Raw genomic sequence first — 16409 nt, 5'->3', positions numbered from 1 at the left:
TCCGAAATATTAGAGTGAAACTTAAGGGCTACAATCTAACATTTCAGAGGGGATCTTACTAGTTTAACGCGTGGTTCCTTAGGACTTTTTCGTCTTGATGAATCGCTTGGCGGCCCCTTCTTTAGTGACCTGTTGTGCTCGGGTTATAGCAAAGGCGCCGTCAGGGACACTTTTACTGATAGTTGACCCTGCTGCTACGAATGCGTCATTGCCGATTTCAATCGGAGCAATCATCTGAACATCAGAGCCGATGAATGAATTCTTACCGATTTTAGTCTTGTGCTTATTGGCCCCATCATAGTTACAGCTGATGAAACCACAACCAATGTTTGTGTTCTCGCCAATCTCAGCATCGCCCACGTAACTTAAGTGAGAGACCTTCACACCTTTATCAAGTTTTGATTTTTTAACTTCAACGAAGTTTCCTATCTTGGCCTCTGGACCAATGTCAGCACCTTGGCGAAGACGGGCCATAGGACCAATGGTTGCATCTTTGTGTACCAAAGCGCCCTCGAGATAGCTATGAGCAAGAATTTCTGCCCCATCGTGAACAATACTGTCTCGGATAAATGAGCCAGTTTCAACCACTACCCCATTACCAATTTTAGTATTCCCCAGAAGAGTCACTCCTGGATAAATAATCGAGCCAACACCAATCGTGACGGCATCATCGATATGAACTGAATCGGGATTCAAAAACTCAACCCCCTCCGTAAAAAGCTTTTTAAGCTTTTTAGCTCTGAAAAGTTTCGTTACTTCGGCAAGCTGTTCAAGCGTATTGATTCCCAAAAATGGAACTTCCGAGGGAAACTTCACGGGCTTCACAGAATATTTATCTTGGAATAAATCAGTGAGATAGAATTCACCAGATTTATTGTTATTCGAAATTGTTCCTAGCACTTCTTTAACGTGTGACGTTTTAAGAATATAAACACCAGAATTTACCTCTGTGATTTTTCTTTGTTCAGGAGAGGCATCTTTCTCTTCAACGATCTGAAAGCCATTCTTGCCGTGAACAATTCTTCCGAGACCGGTTGGATCATGTGCCTCGAATGTAGCGGCCACTCCTACTAATTTTGGATCGGCCTTTAGTACTTCAAAAAGTTTGTTGAATTCTGCTTCTTCTAAGAGCGGAGTATCTGCACATGCAACTAATGTGTAAGTGTAGTCCCAAAAATGAGGTTGATCGTGGAAGCAAGATTTCAGAGCGTCAGCAGTTCCGTTTTGCTCTTTCTGCCAGGCGGTTTTTAGAAATTGTTTTTGACTGTGAGTACTTAGCCATTCCTCTAGTAATTCTTTCTTGTGACCTACTACCAATCCAATCTCTGCTTTCAGAGAGGAATGAGAGGCAAAATTAAGAGCAGCATCGACCACATATTCCAAAAGGGGCCTACCCGCAGTTTTTGCCAGGGCCTTTGGGGTCTCAATTTTCATCCTGGTACCCTTACCAGCTGCAAGGATTACTATACCGATTGAGTCGCTCATAAAAACATACCTTTTTGATCAAAAAAAATAAGTAATGAATATCATGAAAATTTAAACGAATTAGCTATGAGAACCTTAGTAATTTAAGCCGTAACATTTGAATTTTCTTTATAAATATTTCTTCATTTTAGCGCAAATTTCTTTAAAGCGCCCCTTTAATTATCCCGATTTGGCTTTTGTAAATGTTCACGGAAGAGACATACGCTAGAGGAGACAATGTATGGTAACGAATTATGAGGGCGAAGCAATTGAATTCAAGGAAACGCTCCCTCTCCTGCCGGTTCGCGATCTTGTGGTATACCCTTTTATGATCCTGCCTTTGTTTGTGGGTCGTGAGACTTCTATTAAAGCAGTAGAAGAATCTCTGAATAACACAGACAGGCTGATCCTACTTTCTTCTCAGAAAGACATCACTGCCGAGACACCTTCACCATCTGAGATTTATGAGATGGGAACAGTGGCGATGATCATGCGTATGCGCAAACTACCCGATGGTAGAATTAAAATCTTAATTCAGGGTCTGGCAAAAGCTCGTATCAAAGAGTTCGTTGGCACAGAACCTTTCTATCAAGTGAAAGTTGAGAAAGTAGAAACTCAACAAGTAACTGCTGCACCGGCGACGATTGAAGCTCTTGCTCGTACAGTAAAAGAAAATCTGGAAAAAGTTATTTCTCTTGGAAAAGTTCTTTCACCAGACATTCTGATGGTGCTTGAAGATATCCAGGATCCAGGCCGCCTTGCTGATCTGGTCGCTTCTAACCTAAATCTAAAAGTATCTGAAGCTCAAAAAGTTTTAGAGATCCTTGATCCGGTTGAGCGTTTGGGCCACATCAATCAAGTTCTGGTAAACGAACTGGATGTTCTGGTTCAACAAGCGAAGCTTAAGGCCAATAATAAAGATGATCTTGCCAAGAACCAAAAAGAGTTCTTCCTACGCGAGCAGATCAAGGCCATGAAACAAGAACTTAATGATGAGAACGGCGATAAGAACGATGAGTTTGCGGAGATCCGCGAAAAACTTACGGCAAAAGCACTTCCAGCAGATGCTGAGAAAGAAGCGCTTAAGCAACTTGGTCGCTTAGAAAGAATGCACCCGGATTCTTCTGAGGCAAGTATTCTTCGCTCTTACCTTGAATGGGTATGCGATATTCCATGGTCTGAAGAATCAAAAGAAGTGACAGATCTTCAATACGCAAAAGACGTACTCGATGAAGATCACTTTGATCTGGAAAAAGTTAAAGAACGTATTCTTGAATACCTTGCAGTTCGTTCACTTAAAGGAGCCAAGGCCAAAGGACCTATCCTTTGTTTCTCTGGTCCTCCAGGTGTTGGTAAAACTTCTCTTGGTAAATCAATTGCCAAAGCAACAGGACGTGAGTTCGTAAGAATCGCTCTTGGTGGTGTAAAAGATGAATCAGAAATCCGTGGTCACCGTCGTACATACGTAGGTGCAATGCCAGGTCGTTTCATCCAGGCCATGAAGCAATGTAAAACAACAAACCCTATTATCCTTCTCGATGAGATCGATAAGCTTGGTTCTGATTTCAAAGGTGATCCATCTTCAGCACTACTTGAAGTATTGGATCCAGAGCAGAACTTTACGTTCAGAGATAACTACCTGAACATGAACTATGACCTTTCTAAGATCATGTTCATTGCAACTGCCAACATGCTTGATCAAATCCCAGGTCCACTTCGTGACCGTATGGAAGTGATTAACCTTGCTGGTTACAGTCAGGAAGAAAAAGTACAAATTTCTAAAAAATACCTCATTCCAAAACAAATGGATGAGCATGGAATCACTGACGAACACATTGAGTTCCATGATGAAGGTGTTGAATTTGTCATCTCAGGTTACACTCGTGAAGCGGGCCTTCGTAACCTAGAGAGACAAGTAGGTGCTCTTTGTAGAAAAGTGGCAAAGAAGATCGCTTCTGGCCATGGCGACAAAACGCACATTCTTTCTGCTACGGTTGAAGAACTACTTGGACCGGCAATCTACTCTCACGAAGACTCAAACGAGTACGATGAAGTGGGTGTTGCTACAGGTCTTGCCTGGACGGCCGGTGGTGGTGAAATTCTTCACATCGAAGCAACTAAGATGAAAGGTCGCGGTATCACGCTGACAGGTCAACTTGGTGACGTCATGAAAGAATCAGCGCACGCAGCAATGGGTTTCATCCGTAGCCACGCAGCTGAACTGGGAATTGAAGATAAGTTCTTTGAAGAGAACGAAATTCATATCCACTTGCCAGCAGGTGCCATCCCTAAAGACGGTCCTTCAGCAGGTATTACATTAGCAACAGTAATCACATCGCTTATCACGAACACTTACATCAGTAAGGATATTGCGATGACTGGTGAAATCACTCTTACTGGTAAGGTACTTCCAGTAGGTGGTATTAAAGAGAAAGCTCTTGCGGCCATGAGAGCGGGAATTGAAACAGTAATCATCCCTTGGAAAAACCAAAAAGATGTACTGGAGATCCCGGCCGCATACCGCAAGAAGCTTAACTTTATTCCGGTGAAGAACATTCAAGAAGTGCTCGAGATCGCCTTAGTAGACTGGAATCGTCAACTAGACCTTGACCAGACGAAACGTAAGGACGAGAAGACCACCAAACCCCGTACTAAAAACGACCAAGTCGCCGCATAAAAATAAGGGCCCTCTTCTGAGGGCCCTTTTTCTTTTCAACTTCCTTAAATTTGATATCCTAATCTGCATGAGTGACAAAGCAGATATTAAAGTAGTTATCGTTGATGATTCAGATTTCTCCCGCAGCATTATTAGAAGAATGCTTATCGAGGAAGGAATTGAAATTGTGGGTGAGGCCAATGGCGCCGAAGCGGCACTGCAAGTCATCAAGAGCAAGAAGCCAAACATCGTTATTACTGATATCGTGATGCCGGAAGTAAGTGGCATTGAACTCACTGAAAGAATCACTAAGAGTTATGAAGACATTTCAGTGATTGTGGTTTCTTCGCTATCTCAAGAGCACATTGTGCTTGAGGCGATCGGTGCCGGGGCAAGTGACTTCATTGCAAAACCTATTCAAAAGCAGCAACTCATAGACTCACTGGAAAAAATTATTACGCAAGATTAAAAAACATTGGCGGAAAACATGGACGTTTCTAAACCGATTGAGCTCGCAAGAATTTCAGAAATTAAGATCCTTCATAACGTAAGGCTGATCCATAAACTGGATCTGAACCCTATTTACTCAAAAGACAATTTAAGAGTGCAGTTTGACATCAGCGGAGAAATCCGTGGTGGCATCACATGTTACCTTTGCCTGGATGGACATGAGCTGACTCAAGCAGAAAGAAACTACATTCTTCCTTTGTTTGTGGAATCAATGAACATCCTGATTGGTCGCCAGATCACTCTGGATGACGAACTAAGTAACTTCAAACTAAACCTATCGTCGCCTAAGCTAAGTATGATTGCTAAAGAGATCAATACATCCCTTCGCGCTCTGACTCAGAAGTATGACCTGGAACTAGAAGAACAAATTTTTAACGTTCTGATTGAATATAATCTCACGGCACTGAACTAAAGGTATTAAATGAAAACTGCTCTGAAGATCACAGGTCTTCTTTTTGGATTCCTACTTTTCCTATCGATTGAAATTAAAGATAAACCGATTTTCGCCCACATCTACGGGGTCATCTCACCGGCAACTCAATATGCTCAGAACACTACGGAAGATTTTTTCTCTCGCTCAGTGAACAAAACCGAAACTTATTCTAAGAAGCTTTTTGATAATTCAGTTCCAAAAGTTAAGGATTCTGTGAAGTCAAAATTAGCGGCCCAGAAGAAGATCCTCATTGAAGAGCCGGCCGAGAGAATTACTGAACAAGAAAAGAAAGAGCTCGATGCTCTCATCAAGAACCATTAAAAAAGGCCCCAATTAATCGGGGCCTTTCTTATTTTACTGAGCTGATGCTTTGCTTCGGCTTTGAGTGGTCTTCGGTTTTTCTGTTTTAACGATTTTCTCACGGCTCTCATTCATCGCCGGACATTCTGTTTCTGTTTCTGCTGCCATTGATACTGAAACGATACACATACAAACGATAAAAATAAGTGCTTTCATAAAACCCCCTCGAGTTTTGATATTTGTAATTTAATATCCAAGTCTCGTGCCAGTTTTAAGAGTGATAAATGTGTGATTTCTGGAAGGGTGATTGTGTAAAGATTTTCAGGGTGTCTAACAAGTAGACACCCTGGAAATAAAAAGATTACTGAGCTGTAGCTGAAGATTTAGTTTGAACCTTAACTTCTTGAGAGCCGGTATTTGCTTTCGGATTACTTCTCTCGTTACGTTCTGCCATCATCGGGCAGTCTGTTGCTGTTTCACCTAGTTCGCTTTGTTCTTCATTAGCGAAGCTGAGGCTAGTTAAGAATGTAAATACCAGTGCGAATGCTAATAGATGTTTCATATACTTCCCCCTAGGAAATGAATCTATGTACCAACTAGTGAAGCAATCAGCGTGCCAACACCTAATAGGGCCAAGTCACTGAAATGTGTTCAAAGGGTGTTAAAAGTTCAGACAGGGCCGAAAAAGTGTCTAAGAAATAGTCAGATTGTTCGATTTGCTGGTCTATTTGAACAGAAATAAAAAGGCCCCTTCAAGAGGGGCCTTCCTATCAAAATCGATTTTAAACGAGATTATTGGGCTGAAGCTTTGCTCTTACCGCCCCTTTTAGGCTGAGAGCTTGCCGTGCTTCTGTCTTCTTTAAACTGGGCACGGTTGATCATGGCACAAGAGTTCTGACACATCTGAGATGGACACTTGTCTTCGCCAAGACAGTTTTTATATTCAGGGCTGGCATTCTCACCAACCATGGCCTTCTCATTGTTAGCGAAAGCAGAGGCAGAAACGGCAATCATTAATGCGAAAAGTATTTTCATAAAGATCTCCTTACATGTTTAGATTTACGCCAGCAGGCTTAACGATAGTTAGTAAGTTTTGGAAAGCCTGAGTTACCTGAAGGGCCATCTTGTGACCGGCACTCGATTCAACTTTCTTGATCTCACCATAGTTATCGTAAGCAACATTGATTTTACCGACTTTTTCCATTTCGATTTCTACCGGCTTACCAAGAGCATTGTACTTGAAAGCAAGTACGCGACGTGAGCTTGCAGACTCTTGATCAACCATCTTAGAGATCTTGCCTTTCGTATCGTAAATAAGGAACACAGTCTTACCTTGGTTATTGGCAGCTTTAACAAGGTTCCCTTTTGGATCGTATTCGAAATCAGTCGTACCTTCGTTGTTCACAACTTTTTTGATCTTGTTGATCTTGTCATCGTATTCGATGTTAACAAAGTCACCTTTTGTAGAAGATTTCTTTGTAAGAAGACCTTGAGCATTGTATTCAAAATTTGTTACGTGATTACCACGAGCAATTTTGATTGGAAGTGAGTTGTCACCATAGATAGTGTCAGTCTTGATACCGTTGATCTCAGTCAGAATACGGTATGTATAACGAGAGCCATCTGTCTTCGCCTTAATTTCATATTCATAACGGTTAGCAACTGGCTTACCATCGAAGCCTGGCTTAGTTACTACAGTCCAGTAGTGATCATCTGGTCTCTTAGGATCAGAACCATACTGGTACTTTGTATTTTCACCGTTACGATCAGTTACGCTTGTTACGAAGAAAGTCTTCTGGTCATAACCGATAGAAAGTTTTGTTTTATCAGCATAGCTGATTGAAGAAAGGTTGTGAGACTTGTCATAACCAAACTCATAAACGTTTTCACCAATGTCTTTTGAGTAAACAAGATCTGAGTCCTGATACTTATAAAGAGTTTTCTTGTCACCAGCAGACCAGATTTCTTTTACCATTCCATCCGGGTACCAAGAGAAGAAAATTTGCTTAGCTTGTGAATCTTTAATTGAATCAAGATTACCGTTCTTATAAGCGAAAGAAATGAAGTAGCCAGACTTGTCCGCCATCTTCACTAGTTGACCTTCGTTATTGAAGAAGTCTTGCTTACCATCACTGTGAGAACGACGGTAACCTTCTTTCGTTACAGAAAGCTCTTGAGGACCACGGTCATTTGAATAAAGAACTGTTCCTGGGGCCACAGCTGCCTGAACACCAAAGTTCATTGCGTATGTGTGACGAAGTTCAGCGTTTGTTGCAAGTTTTTGAACCAGATCGGCCGCCGCCTTTTCAGTTAGGGCCGTTTTCTTTTTCATCTCATTTACGATTTTTGTAGAGGCCGCTACAGCATCAACTTCTGTCTTTGGAGTAAAGCGTGTTTTCGCACCTGATCCGTGTTCATGCACAATGATTGAACCATCGGCCGAAACTTCAAGACGAGTTTCATATTCACTACCCCAACCGAAACCGAACCAGCCGACTTCTGTTGATTTAGAGTTGTAGGTACGGGTGATTTCCAATTTTTTACCACCGCCCGGAACCACAATGTCCGTGTATGAAATGTAAAAGTTTCCATTCTTTAAATTCACTCCGGCATGAGCAAACGTTGCAATCATGAGCGCAACGAGGGCCAGAGCGAGTCGTTTCATAAACATCATATTTCCACCTTTTTCCAGACAGTTACATCCGTTATAAGTATCGGTATATTTACCACTAAACTTTAATATTAATAATCTTCATAATAATCCACATTCCCAGAGCTACCATCCCGCAAATCACGATCAAAGCGATCACTCCTAAAACGGTACCAAACAGAAGAGGAAAGTAGTCCGGATCACCACTACCAAACATCAAGATCATGGCAAACGGCATGGCCCCGATGATGTAGGCCTGGATCTTACCGGAGGCCACATATGTATCGATTTTCAGTTGAAGACGAACACGTTCACGAATCACAAGCACAATAGTGTCGAAAACTTCGGCAAGATTACCCCCGGTTTCGCGCAAAATGTTGACACTTGTGACGAACATCTCGTTGTCTTCTGTATAAACTCTTTTCTTTAGGTTCTCGAGGGCCTCATCCAGAGGAACACCGATCTTTGCTTGTTGAAGAACCAGATTGAATTCCTGGCTCACAGGTGCCGGAAGCTCATCCACCACCATCCCGATCGCCTGAGGCATGGTCAAACCAGCTCTGAGACCGTTGGCCAGAAGGTTAAGCGCATCCACCATCTGCATCTGATATTTCTTCTTACGACGGGCCTCAAAATAATCAACAATGGGACGAGGTGATTTCCAACCAGCAATAAGAACTGCGATGCCTGCAATTGTTCCGAGTAGAAGTTTTCCAATGAAGGCCAGAATACAGAAAACTAAAATTCCCATACCGAATGACATGATAAGAAGACCAATAGTGATCTTATTCGGGTCGACTTCGATAAACATGATTTCGAATTTCTTTAGAATGTAATCTCGGGTCCCGTAGGTCTGATCATCAATCCAAGCAAAGAGCTTCACACTATTTACATAAGCGTAAGCAAATACCGCCAGACCAATTCCAAACAACACACCTTTTAGACCGAGCACATCCAACCAGAAATCAACCTGGCGTTTCGGTGCCACATCCTGAGCATAGACCTGGATGCTGGCCAAAAGAAGAATGAGTGAAACAAAATGCTTTCTCATTTGTTAATGAATAATCCTCTCGGAACTTTGTAGCCTTTTTTCTCCAGGGTCTCGATGAACTTCGGAATGAATCCGGTGGCCATGAATTTCCCTACGATCTTCCCTTCTTTATTCATCCCTTCTTGTTTAAAGACAAAGATGTCCTGAAGAGTCACCACTTCACCTTGGATACCGCCGATCTCAGTGATGTAAAGACACTTACGTGAACCATCATCAAGACGAGATTGCTGAATAATCATGTGAACAGCAGAAGCGATCATTTCTTTAATCGCCTTTTGAGGAAGACCGGCACCAGCGTACTGAACCAGAGTTTCCAGACGAGAAATCGCATCACGCGGAGTATTTGAGTGAACTGTCGTCATCGAACCATCGTGACCAGTGTTCATTGCTTGTAACATATCGAGAGTTTCACCGCCTCGACACTCACCCACCACAATTCGGTCAGGACGCATACGAAGGGTCTGCTTTACAAGACAACGAATATCAATTTCACCATCACCTTCAAGCGAAGGAGGACGTGTTTCAAGACGTACCACGTGGTCTTGTGGGAAGTTCAATTCCGCCGAGTCCTCGCAGGTAATAATACGTTCGTTCGACTGAATGAATCCGCCGAGCATGTTAATGAGTGTTGTTTTACCGGAACCGGTACCACCGGAAACAACGATGTTTCGGTGAGCTTCAACCGAGATACGCAAGAAATCCGCCATCTCTTCAGTCATGGCACCAAAGTTCACAAGATCTTTATACGTGAGGCGTTTGTCCGGGAACTTACGAATGGTGATACAACAACCATCAATCGCACAGGGTGGAATGATCGCGTGTACACGGGAACCATCTGCTAGACGAGCATCTACGTAAGGAGTTTTTTCATCAATACGGCGACCAATCGGGGCCACGATACGTTCAATAACGTTCATTACCTGACGGTCATTGGTGAAAGTGATTTCGGATTTCTTCACTTTCCCTTTTTGTTCATAATAAATTTTCTTCGGGCCCACCACCATGATCTCGGAGATGGATTTGTCCGCAAGCATATCTTCCAGAGGTCCAAGCCCCAGGGCCTCATCGAGAATTTCTTTCACGATGCGGTTCATATCATCACGAGTGGGAAGAATATTTTTTGTGTCCTCTTTCCCGAGAAGTTCTACGACCATCTTCTTCGTTTGCTCACGAAGAATAATCTTTGCCTTTGGATCACTATCGTCTTGTTTCTTAAGATCCATCTCTTCCACAAGAGATTTGTGAATACGGCTTTTTAAATCCGTCCAATGATCACGTTTCTTCTCATCTGAGGCCCCACCTTCACCATTGGTAGAATTACCGTTGGCCGCTTTTGCTCCAGCGTCCTGTGGTTTCGTCAGCTTCTCTAAGGTCTTTAGAACGTTTTTCTGAATAAGTTTTCGTGCACAATCTACAACACCTGTTCCAAATGGCGAGTTTTTGGCGCCCACTACCACAGGTGTCGAGCGAGAAAGGGCAGCAATACAACTGGCATCGTCACGAGGGATGGCATGAAAAACAGGTTTACCAATCTGCTTCCCAATCACGTCCGGACTTACCGGGTGACCGTTAACTGCTTGGTTAACGAGAATTTGAATCATGTCTTTTGGAAAAAGCATCGTGATGAGATCAGTGTACATACGCTTACACTGGTTCACTGCCAGAAGATCCGGTGAGGCCACGATGAAAATGAGGGTAGAAAATTCCATTGCTTTTAGTGCAAGAGGACTGATCTCACTTCCGGCATCGATCACAATTAATGGATAGATATTTACCATTGCCTTAAGTGCTTTCCCGAGACCCTCTTCATTGATCTGGTTAGCAGCAATAGGCTCAGTCGGCATACCGATAAAAGAAATTCCTGCCTTATGATCGGCCGTGAAAAGCTGAATTGAACGTGGATCAATGGCACCTGAGAAGTCCGCCAGTTCCTTCACGTTTTTTTTTGATTTCAGACCAGTAATAATATTCTGATCACCACATGCTTTCTGGTCAAAATCCAAAAGCAAGGTTTTTGCGCGAATTTCTCCCGCATAGGCAAGGGCGAGGTTGGCCGCGACCTGAGATTTCCCCACGCCTCCCTTACCACCGATGACTGTAATAATATGTCCTGGCATCTCTACTCTCTTCTTCTAAATTTCTTCCTGATTTCTTCTGAACCTGCTGAGGCCGATTCAATAATTTCAGGAGTCACAAAAATCACGTACTGACTTTTGTTAGTCGTATAACTTTTTGCTCTATATAGACGGAACAATGGAGAACCTGCTCCTGCTCCACCTGTGGATGACTGTTGAGGGGCCGGATCGTTTCCGGTGTTGTCATAATCAGTGACTGATTGACTTTGAACCACACCACCGATGGCGGCAGATTCTTTTGATTTTAAGATCAAGTTGGTGTTCACACTGTTAGAAGTTACGATAGGCGCACTACCACCACTCACCTGAGTGTTTACACTCATGTTAATCCCAAGCTCAATTTTTTCCTGCTCAAGAACTTTTGGTTTCACGTTCATTGAAAGACCGACCTTGGCCTCCGTTGCCTTAGTAAAGTCTCCGGTACCAACAGCGAATGGAATGGTTGTTTGCTTGTTGATATCTCCACCTTGCTCGAAACCGTCACGTACAATCACCATACCGGATTGAATCACGCGAGCATAACCGGCACTCTTCGCAGAGTTCAGTTTCGGGAAGAGATTGGAAATCGTGGCACTCAATGTTCCCGATGAAGTTGAAGTCACGTTACCAGATTCAGTCTGACCGAAAGAAATCTGTGAACCATCTTCACCCATTAAGGGGGCCCATTTAAAGGCGAAAATTTTATTGTAACTTTTCGACAATTCAACAAATTGTGAAGTGATCTTCACCATCTTCGGTGCTGGTTGTGGGTCTTTCTTTTCGTTTACCGCAATGAAATCGATGATGTCTTCGGATTGCGGAGTCGCATAGCGATTACTGTTGGCCGAAAGGTTTATAATTTTTGGCGGAAGATAAGCTTTTGCGATTGTTACCGCGAGCTTCTTCTTATCACCACTACTCACGACACCTTCAAGCCAATAGACCTTATTCACCACTCGAACTGAAACGTCTTTTAAGTTGTTTTTTGCCAGTTCATCACTCATCTTACGAGCGATCACTCGCTGAGTTTGCGGAGAAAGTTCAATCAAAGTCAGAACATCCTGATAGTTGGCAAGAACTTGTGAAACTCTCCCGATATCATCCGGTACCACAATTTCACCGCCAACGAAGACCTTTCCACCTTTAATACCGATCTCTAGACCTTCAACGTCACCAATCAGTTCGCGAAGTTCAGAAACAGTATTGGATTTACCGGTGGCAGTCACCACTACGGTATAACGAAGACGAATGTCTCCTAAGTTATCCCGGATAAGGACCGTAGTTCTTCCCGGTTTAAGACCTTTAAAAATTACTTCTTTCTTTTGCGGAACCAGAACCAGTTTCAGAAGCTGGTCGTTACCAATGGTCATCTTGGTGCTGTAGTCGAAATCCAATTTCTCGATGGCATCAATCCCCATCGCTACTTCGAGTTCTTTCTCAGCAACCGGTCCAGAGGTCGATGCCCCACCCGTGGTTGTGGTCGCAGGCGCAGTTGAAGAATCCTGGCCTAAGGCCATACTTGATAATGTCAGGAGTAATAAGAGAGAGAGAAATCTAACGGCCACCCGGTCCGGTCCTTTTCGTTTCTTTGGCCATCTGTTCAGCGAAATAAGTTTTCGCTTCGGCCGCATCTTCCCCTAATACGTCATAGAGACGAGTGGCACTGATACGCTCGATGGACTTATCGTCGTTATTTCTAAGAGAAAGGCTGATTCCGTTTCCGGCAGAAACAAGAAACACCATTTTTTGTACTTCAAAAGGAGTTAGTTCCAGCGTCACAGTATTGTAGTTTGTGTAGCTGTTAAGTTTCATCTGACGAGTGTCATTATCACTCTTCAAGTTAACCAGTGGAACTGAGTTCGTAACAAACAGACCTGTTGATAAAACCAGAACGTCTTGAAGAACCGTTTTAACTTTCAGTCTTTCTTTCTTACCTGAGGCATAGTCAACCAGAGCAAGTACATCAACACGATCGCCTGGTTTTAGTAGACGGCTGACAGCAGAGTCCTCTGTCACACGAATTGAAAGCGCACGTTTACCAATTGAAATTTGTCTTGATAGACCTGATTGAGCACCTGGATAAGTCACTCTGGGAGCAGTGATTTGTTCACCTTTCTTAATAGGAACGGCCGCAATCGTGTTATAAAGATCTTCCACTCGCTTGAAGTTACCAGGCATCTGAAACTTTGAAGGAACGTTGATCAATTGAACTTTTCTATCATCGATGATTTCAAGTTCTTTGATGTCTTCTTTCGCCACAACAACCGGTGTTTGTTGTCCGTATTCACTTTGAAGTTCTGTTTCACGGCTTGAGATATATGAATAGATCATCAACACAGCGACTGCTGCTAAAATTAGACTGGTAGTAAATGCCCGGCTATTCATTGTTCATCCTAAACTTTGAATGGAGTTTCGATGACTTAATGATATCAGATTTTCCCAAGCGTAGAGGAAAATGACGTTTTTTACCTACTGGATTAAGCAACTGCCAGGATCAACTACTTCTCTAAAAGACATGCCAGTTGCATCTGGTGCGAAATAGGTAGATCGATTGAGGTTGACGAAGGTGGCGCCACACATTCCGTATACAGTTCCCACCCGGATGAAGAGAGTATTTGTATCGGTGTATTGGTCTTCACACTTATCGGTGGGGGCCGAGGCCAGGGGAATACTGATCCGGTAACAAGGCATTACCGGTTGCTCGCCATTTTGGAACTCTAATTTCCAACCAATGAAGAACATCCCAAATCGACTCCAGCTTTCATAAGGGGCCGGTGATGGATCCGGTTTAGGAATAGTCGAGTTATTCTGTACTCTATAATAAAAATACGCGCGGGTGACTTTCTGTTGATTGATAGAACCGTTAATAGCGTTCGCAAAACCACTGATCACCGTATAGAGGGTGAAAAGAAGTGGCAAAAAGATAATGAGCTCAATCAGGGCCTGGCCTGATTCCTGGTCTTGATCTTTCATTTAGCAACCATCATCGAAAACAGTTATATCGTCATTAATTGTACAATTATCTCTTCCCGTAATGGCCTTACAGGTTCGAATAAAACATTCAGCGCGTGTTGGTTCTTTTCCTAGAAAAGACTCTGAAACATAGTCGAGCTTACTTTGACCTGCGATTTTACCCATGACATCAATACTTAAACTAAAGGCCGTGTATGCACCCACTGTTAAGTAAGTTTGAGGAGTCGTTTGACCGGCAGGATTAATCTTAAAACTGCCCTCCGGAATTTTAAAAATTCCAAGCGCGTAATTGTTGAAGGTTTGACGGGCCCTCTCCTCCGCTCCATTCAAAGAACCTTCAGGAGTCACGAGATGAGAATCAGCAGTCAGATAAACTCGACTCGCCATGAAGGTCGCATAATGGGCAAGATAACCAGAAATATAATTCATCGAAGAATTAAAAATCATTAGAATCATGCTCACCCCAAATACGAAGGTGAAGATGAACTCAATGGTAGATTGTCCGGTTTGATTATTTGCTTTCATTGACCGTAAGGATCTTTTGGACCAAAAAATCTAGTCCCGCTATTTTTAATGTCATAATAGGAAGGATGCGCCGTTATGTCCTTCTCGCCAATCGAAACATCCGGATCAATTGAGCCATCTTGGTTTTTAGAAAGATAAGCATGACGGTAAGCAAACTCACTGTCCTGTTTAATCTTAGTTCCAAATTTTCCCTGACTTCCAAATAGTCTTCTGTAGGCCTCACTATTATAAAAAGTCAGAACCAGTGAAACCACCACTGCCAAGAGGAGAATATATTCAACCATGGTTTGACCACGTTGATTTTTTATCTCCATTGATTAACTCCCAGAATAATCCATGCAATCAGAATAACCGGTGCATAACTAAAACGAGACTTAATTATTCCTTTTATCCCGCTCCAATAGTGTCCAATGAAGTAGGCCCTGAGTTGCGCAAAGTTTTTGATGACCTTGGCACTTAATAAGAAAGCACCCACAAGCATGGTGCTTAGAATGAGGCGTTCAAAGAATCCTAAGTGAAGTTCAACTGGCACAATCAGAAAAAGTGAAGCGAGGTATTTAGAATCCCCTGCTCCCATGATGTTGACCAAAAATAAGAAGAAACCAATCACAATGAAACCAACCGGAAAAAGCAGAACTTCCCAGTCTAATGGATAATGAGAGCGAAAAAATAAATGCAGTACTACTGAAAGCAATACATTCAGCATGGCCCAACGATTAGAAATTTTATGGGTCTTTAAATCAATCCAGGCAACTGCCAGGAGTTGAATGAGGATAAGGCCAAAAATAATGGGGGTCATGGACCCTCACCTACGAAGGAGTTCTTATAGCCTTCATACCAACAGTCCTGCTTACACATTCCGGTTGTGAGATGAGTCGATAGCACGTGACCAACGCTTCCCAATGAATCGCGGAAAAACTCAGTAAATCGGTTTACAAATTGGAATCCCAACATGACTGCGAAAGCAAGAATGAAAATGTATTCGACTGTGGCTTGACCACAGCTTTTGAGCGCTACCATCAGATTATGATAGCGAAGGGCCGGATAACCGTAAAGCTTCTAGAAACTGACTAGAAGCCTACGGGTTAGCGAAATCTGAGAAGTTGCTTTCATTTAGAACTGTACCGAGGATACCCCCGTTACCGTCTCCGCCCTCACCAAAGAGCTTCTTAACAATCGCGCCTTTAAACTTAATAACGATCGTTGCAACTACAGCTACGAGTAGAATGTACTCTGTAGATGTCTGCCCCGTTTCGTCTTTAAGATAAGCGATAAGCTTGTCTTTCATAAATCCCCCTTAAAGGATACTTAAGTCTTATCGACCTTAGTCCTTAAAAACTTTAGTACCTTTTGGTAATTCACAAACTAATTATAACACCCATTGTCGTAAAACTGGCTTTTTTCCGTTTACTTTTACAAGTCAACGATTTTATTAGCCTTTTTTAGCTCTTTTAGAATAAATTTTGCTAACTTTGCCTCTCCTGATACCACCAAAAATGAGATATGATGGATGTGGGTCTGGGACGAAGCCATAAAGTTTCGCCCCTACGATTTTATTTTCGGGAGCGGTCCCTGATCATGGTGTGCATGCTTGCCTGGCTCAGTATTGTGCCAGAATGTGAGAAGCCTAAAGTGATTACTAATTGCGCCCACCTAGTTTTCTAGGGGCGCGAAACCGTATTAAGCCTTCCCCCAGACCTTTCTTACTTTCCTCTCGTACTTTCATTCATTTA

At 42.8% G+C, this 16409-nt stretch carries 19 protein-coding genes and 1 other RNA gene; 5 read left to right on the top strand and 15 right to left on the bottom strand.

The window, feature by feature from the left end:
* Positions 1–78: 78 nt before the first annotated feature.
* Positions 79–1434, bottom strand: a complete 1356-nt coding sequence (gene glmU, locus SOO65_RS02470; protein WP_407676984.1) for a bifunctional UDP-N-acetylglucosamine diphosphorylase/glucosamine-1-phosphate N-acetyltransferase GlmU — start codon at positions 1432–1434, stop codon at positions 79–81.
* A 271-nt stretch (positions 1435–1705) separates the two neighbouring features.
* Between glmU and lon the strand changes: the two genes are divergently transcribed.
* The 4 genes from lon to SOO65_RS02450 all read left to right on the top strand — a co-directional run bounded on the left by lon (position 1706) and on the right by SOO65_RS02450 (position 5384).
* Positions 1706–4141 (top strand): endopeptidase La, encoded by a 2436-nt coding sequence (lon, locus tag SOO65_RS02465; RefSeq protein ID WP_321396404.1) that lies wholly within the window; start codon positions 1706–1708, stop codon positions 4139–4141.
* A gap of 67 nt (positions 4142–4208) precedes the next feature.
* Positions 4209–4589 carry a response regulator gene (locus SOO65_RS02460; RefSeq protein ID WP_321396399.1) on the top strand — a complete coding sequence of 127 codons (381 nt, stop codon included), beginning with the start codon at positions 4209–4211 and terminating at the stop codon, positions 4587–4589.
* Between the two features lie 18 nt (positions 4590–4607).
* Complete coding sequence (locus SOO65_RS02455; protein ID WP_321396396.1) at positions 4608–5042, top strand: hypothetical protein; 435 nt, start codon at positions 4608–4610, stop codon at positions 5040–5042.
* A gap of 9 nt (positions 5043–5051) precedes the next feature.
* Complete coding sequence (locus SOO65_RS02450; protein ID WP_321396393.1) at positions 5052–5384, top strand: hypothetical protein; 333 nt, start codon at positions 5052–5054, stop codon at positions 5382–5384.
* A gap of 33 nt (positions 5385–5417) precedes the next feature.
* Here the strand turns inward: SOO65_RS02450 and SOO65_RS02445 are convergent, their stop codons facing one another.
* The 14 genes from SOO65_RS02445 to SOO65_RS02380 all read right to left on the bottom strand — a co-directional run bounded on the left by SOO65_RS02445 (position 5418) and on the right by SOO65_RS02380 (position 15964).
* Positions 5418–5579: a hypothetical protein gene (locus SOO65_RS02445; RefSeq protein ID WP_321396390.1), complete on the bottom strand. Its 162-nt coding sequence runs from the start codon at positions 5577–5579 to the stop codon at positions 5418–5420.
* Between the two features lie 145 nt (positions 5580–5724).
* Positions 5725–5925: a hypothetical protein gene (locus SOO65_RS02440; RefSeq protein WP_321396387.1), complete on the bottom strand. Its 201-nt coding sequence runs from the start codon at positions 5923–5925 to the stop codon at positions 5725–5727.
* Between the two features lie 230 nt (positions 5926–6155).
* Entirely contained in the window at positions 6156–6398 is a 243-nt protein-coding gene (locus tag SOO65_RS02435; protein WP_321396384.1) for a hypothetical protein, read from the bottom strand.
* Positions 6399–6408: 10 nt separating this feature from the next.
* Complete coding sequence (locus SOO65_RS02430; RefSeq protein ID WP_321396381.1) at positions 6409–8037, bottom strand: DUF6531 domain-containing protein; 1629 nt, start codon at positions 8035–8037, stop codon at positions 6409–6411.
* A gap of 55 nt (positions 8038–8092) precedes the next feature.
* On the bottom strand, positions 8093–9064 hold the full coding sequence (locus SOO65_RS02425; protein WP_321396377.1) for a type II secretion system F family protein: 972 nt from the start codon (positions 9062–9064) through the stop codon (positions 8093–8095).
* Positions 9061–11181, bottom strand: a complete 2121-nt coding sequence (locus SOO65_RS02420; RefSeq protein ID WP_321396374.1) for an ATPase, T2SS/T4P/T4SS family — start codon at positions 11179–11181, stop codon at positions 9061–9063. The genes SOO65_RS02425 and SOO65_RS02420 overlap by 4 nt, the downstream gene beginning before the upstream one ends.
* Positions 11182–11183: 2 nt before the next feature.
* The gene (locus SOO65_RS02415; protein WP_321396370.1) at positions 11184–12695 is read right to left on the bottom strand and encodes a type II and III secretion system protein family protein; all 1512 of its coding nucleotides are present in this window, start codon (positions 12693–12695) and stop codon (positions 11184–11186) included.
* Between the two features lie 37 nt (positions 12696–12732).
* A complete protein-coding gene (gene cpaB, locus SOO65_RS02410) occupies positions 12733–13563 on the bottom strand; it encodes a Flp pilus assembly protein CpaB (RefSeq protein ID WP_321396367.1) in 831 nt (276 codons plus the stop codon).
* 84 nt (positions 13564–13647) lie between these two features.
* Entirely contained in the window at positions 13648–14151 is a 504-nt protein-coding gene (locus tag SOO65_RS02405; RefSeq protein WP_321396364.1) for a hypothetical protein, read from the bottom strand.
* Positions 14152–14676 carry a hypothetical protein gene (locus SOO65_RS02400; RefSeq protein WP_321396360.1) on the bottom strand — a complete coding sequence of 175 codons (525 nt, stop codon included), beginning with the start codon at positions 14674–14676 and terminating at the stop codon, positions 14152–14154. It lies immediately after the preceding gene.
* Positions 14673–14990 carry a hypothetical protein gene (locus SOO65_RS02395; RefSeq protein ID WP_321396357.1) on the bottom strand — a complete coding sequence of 106 codons (318 nt, stop codon included), beginning with the start codon at positions 14988–14990 and terminating at the stop codon, positions 14673–14675. The genes SOO65_RS02400 and SOO65_RS02395 overlap by 4 nt, the downstream gene beginning before the upstream one ends.
* On the bottom strand, positions 14981–15475 hold the full coding sequence (locus SOO65_RS02390; RefSeq protein WP_321396354.1) for a prepilin peptidase: 495 nt from the start codon (positions 15473–15475) through the stop codon (positions 14981–14983). Before SOO65_RS02390 ends, SOO65_RS02395 begins: the two co-directional genes overlap by 10 nt.
* Positions 15472–15696, bottom strand: coding sequence for a hypothetical protein (locus SOO65_RS02385; RefSeq protein WP_321396351.1), 225 nt, complete (start codon positions 15694–15696; stop codon positions 15472–15474). The genes SOO65_RS02390 and SOO65_RS02385 overlap by 4 nt, the downstream gene beginning before the upstream one ends.
* A gap of 58 nt (positions 15697–15754) precedes the next feature.
* On the bottom strand, positions 15755–15964 hold the full coding sequence (locus tag SOO65_RS02380) for a Flp family type IVb pilin (protein ID WP_321396348.1): 210 nt from the start codon (positions 15962–15964) through the stop codon (positions 15755–15757).
* Between the two features lie 224 nt (positions 15965–16188).
* Here SOO65_RS02380 and ssrS point away from each other — a divergent pair.
* A non-coding RNA gene (gene ssrS, locus SOO65_RS02375) (6S RNA) lies at positions 16189–16379 on the top strand.
* Positions 16380–16409 lie beyond the last annotated feature (30 nt).

This window comes from Peredibacter starrii (assembly GCF_034259205.1).
GTDB lineage: Bacteria > Bdellovibrionota > Bacteriovoracia > Bacteriovoracales > Bacteriovoracaceae > Peredibacter > Peredibacter starrii.
Note: the sequence above shows the minus strand (reverse complement) of the source record. Positions and strands in the feature narration are given on the sequence as shown.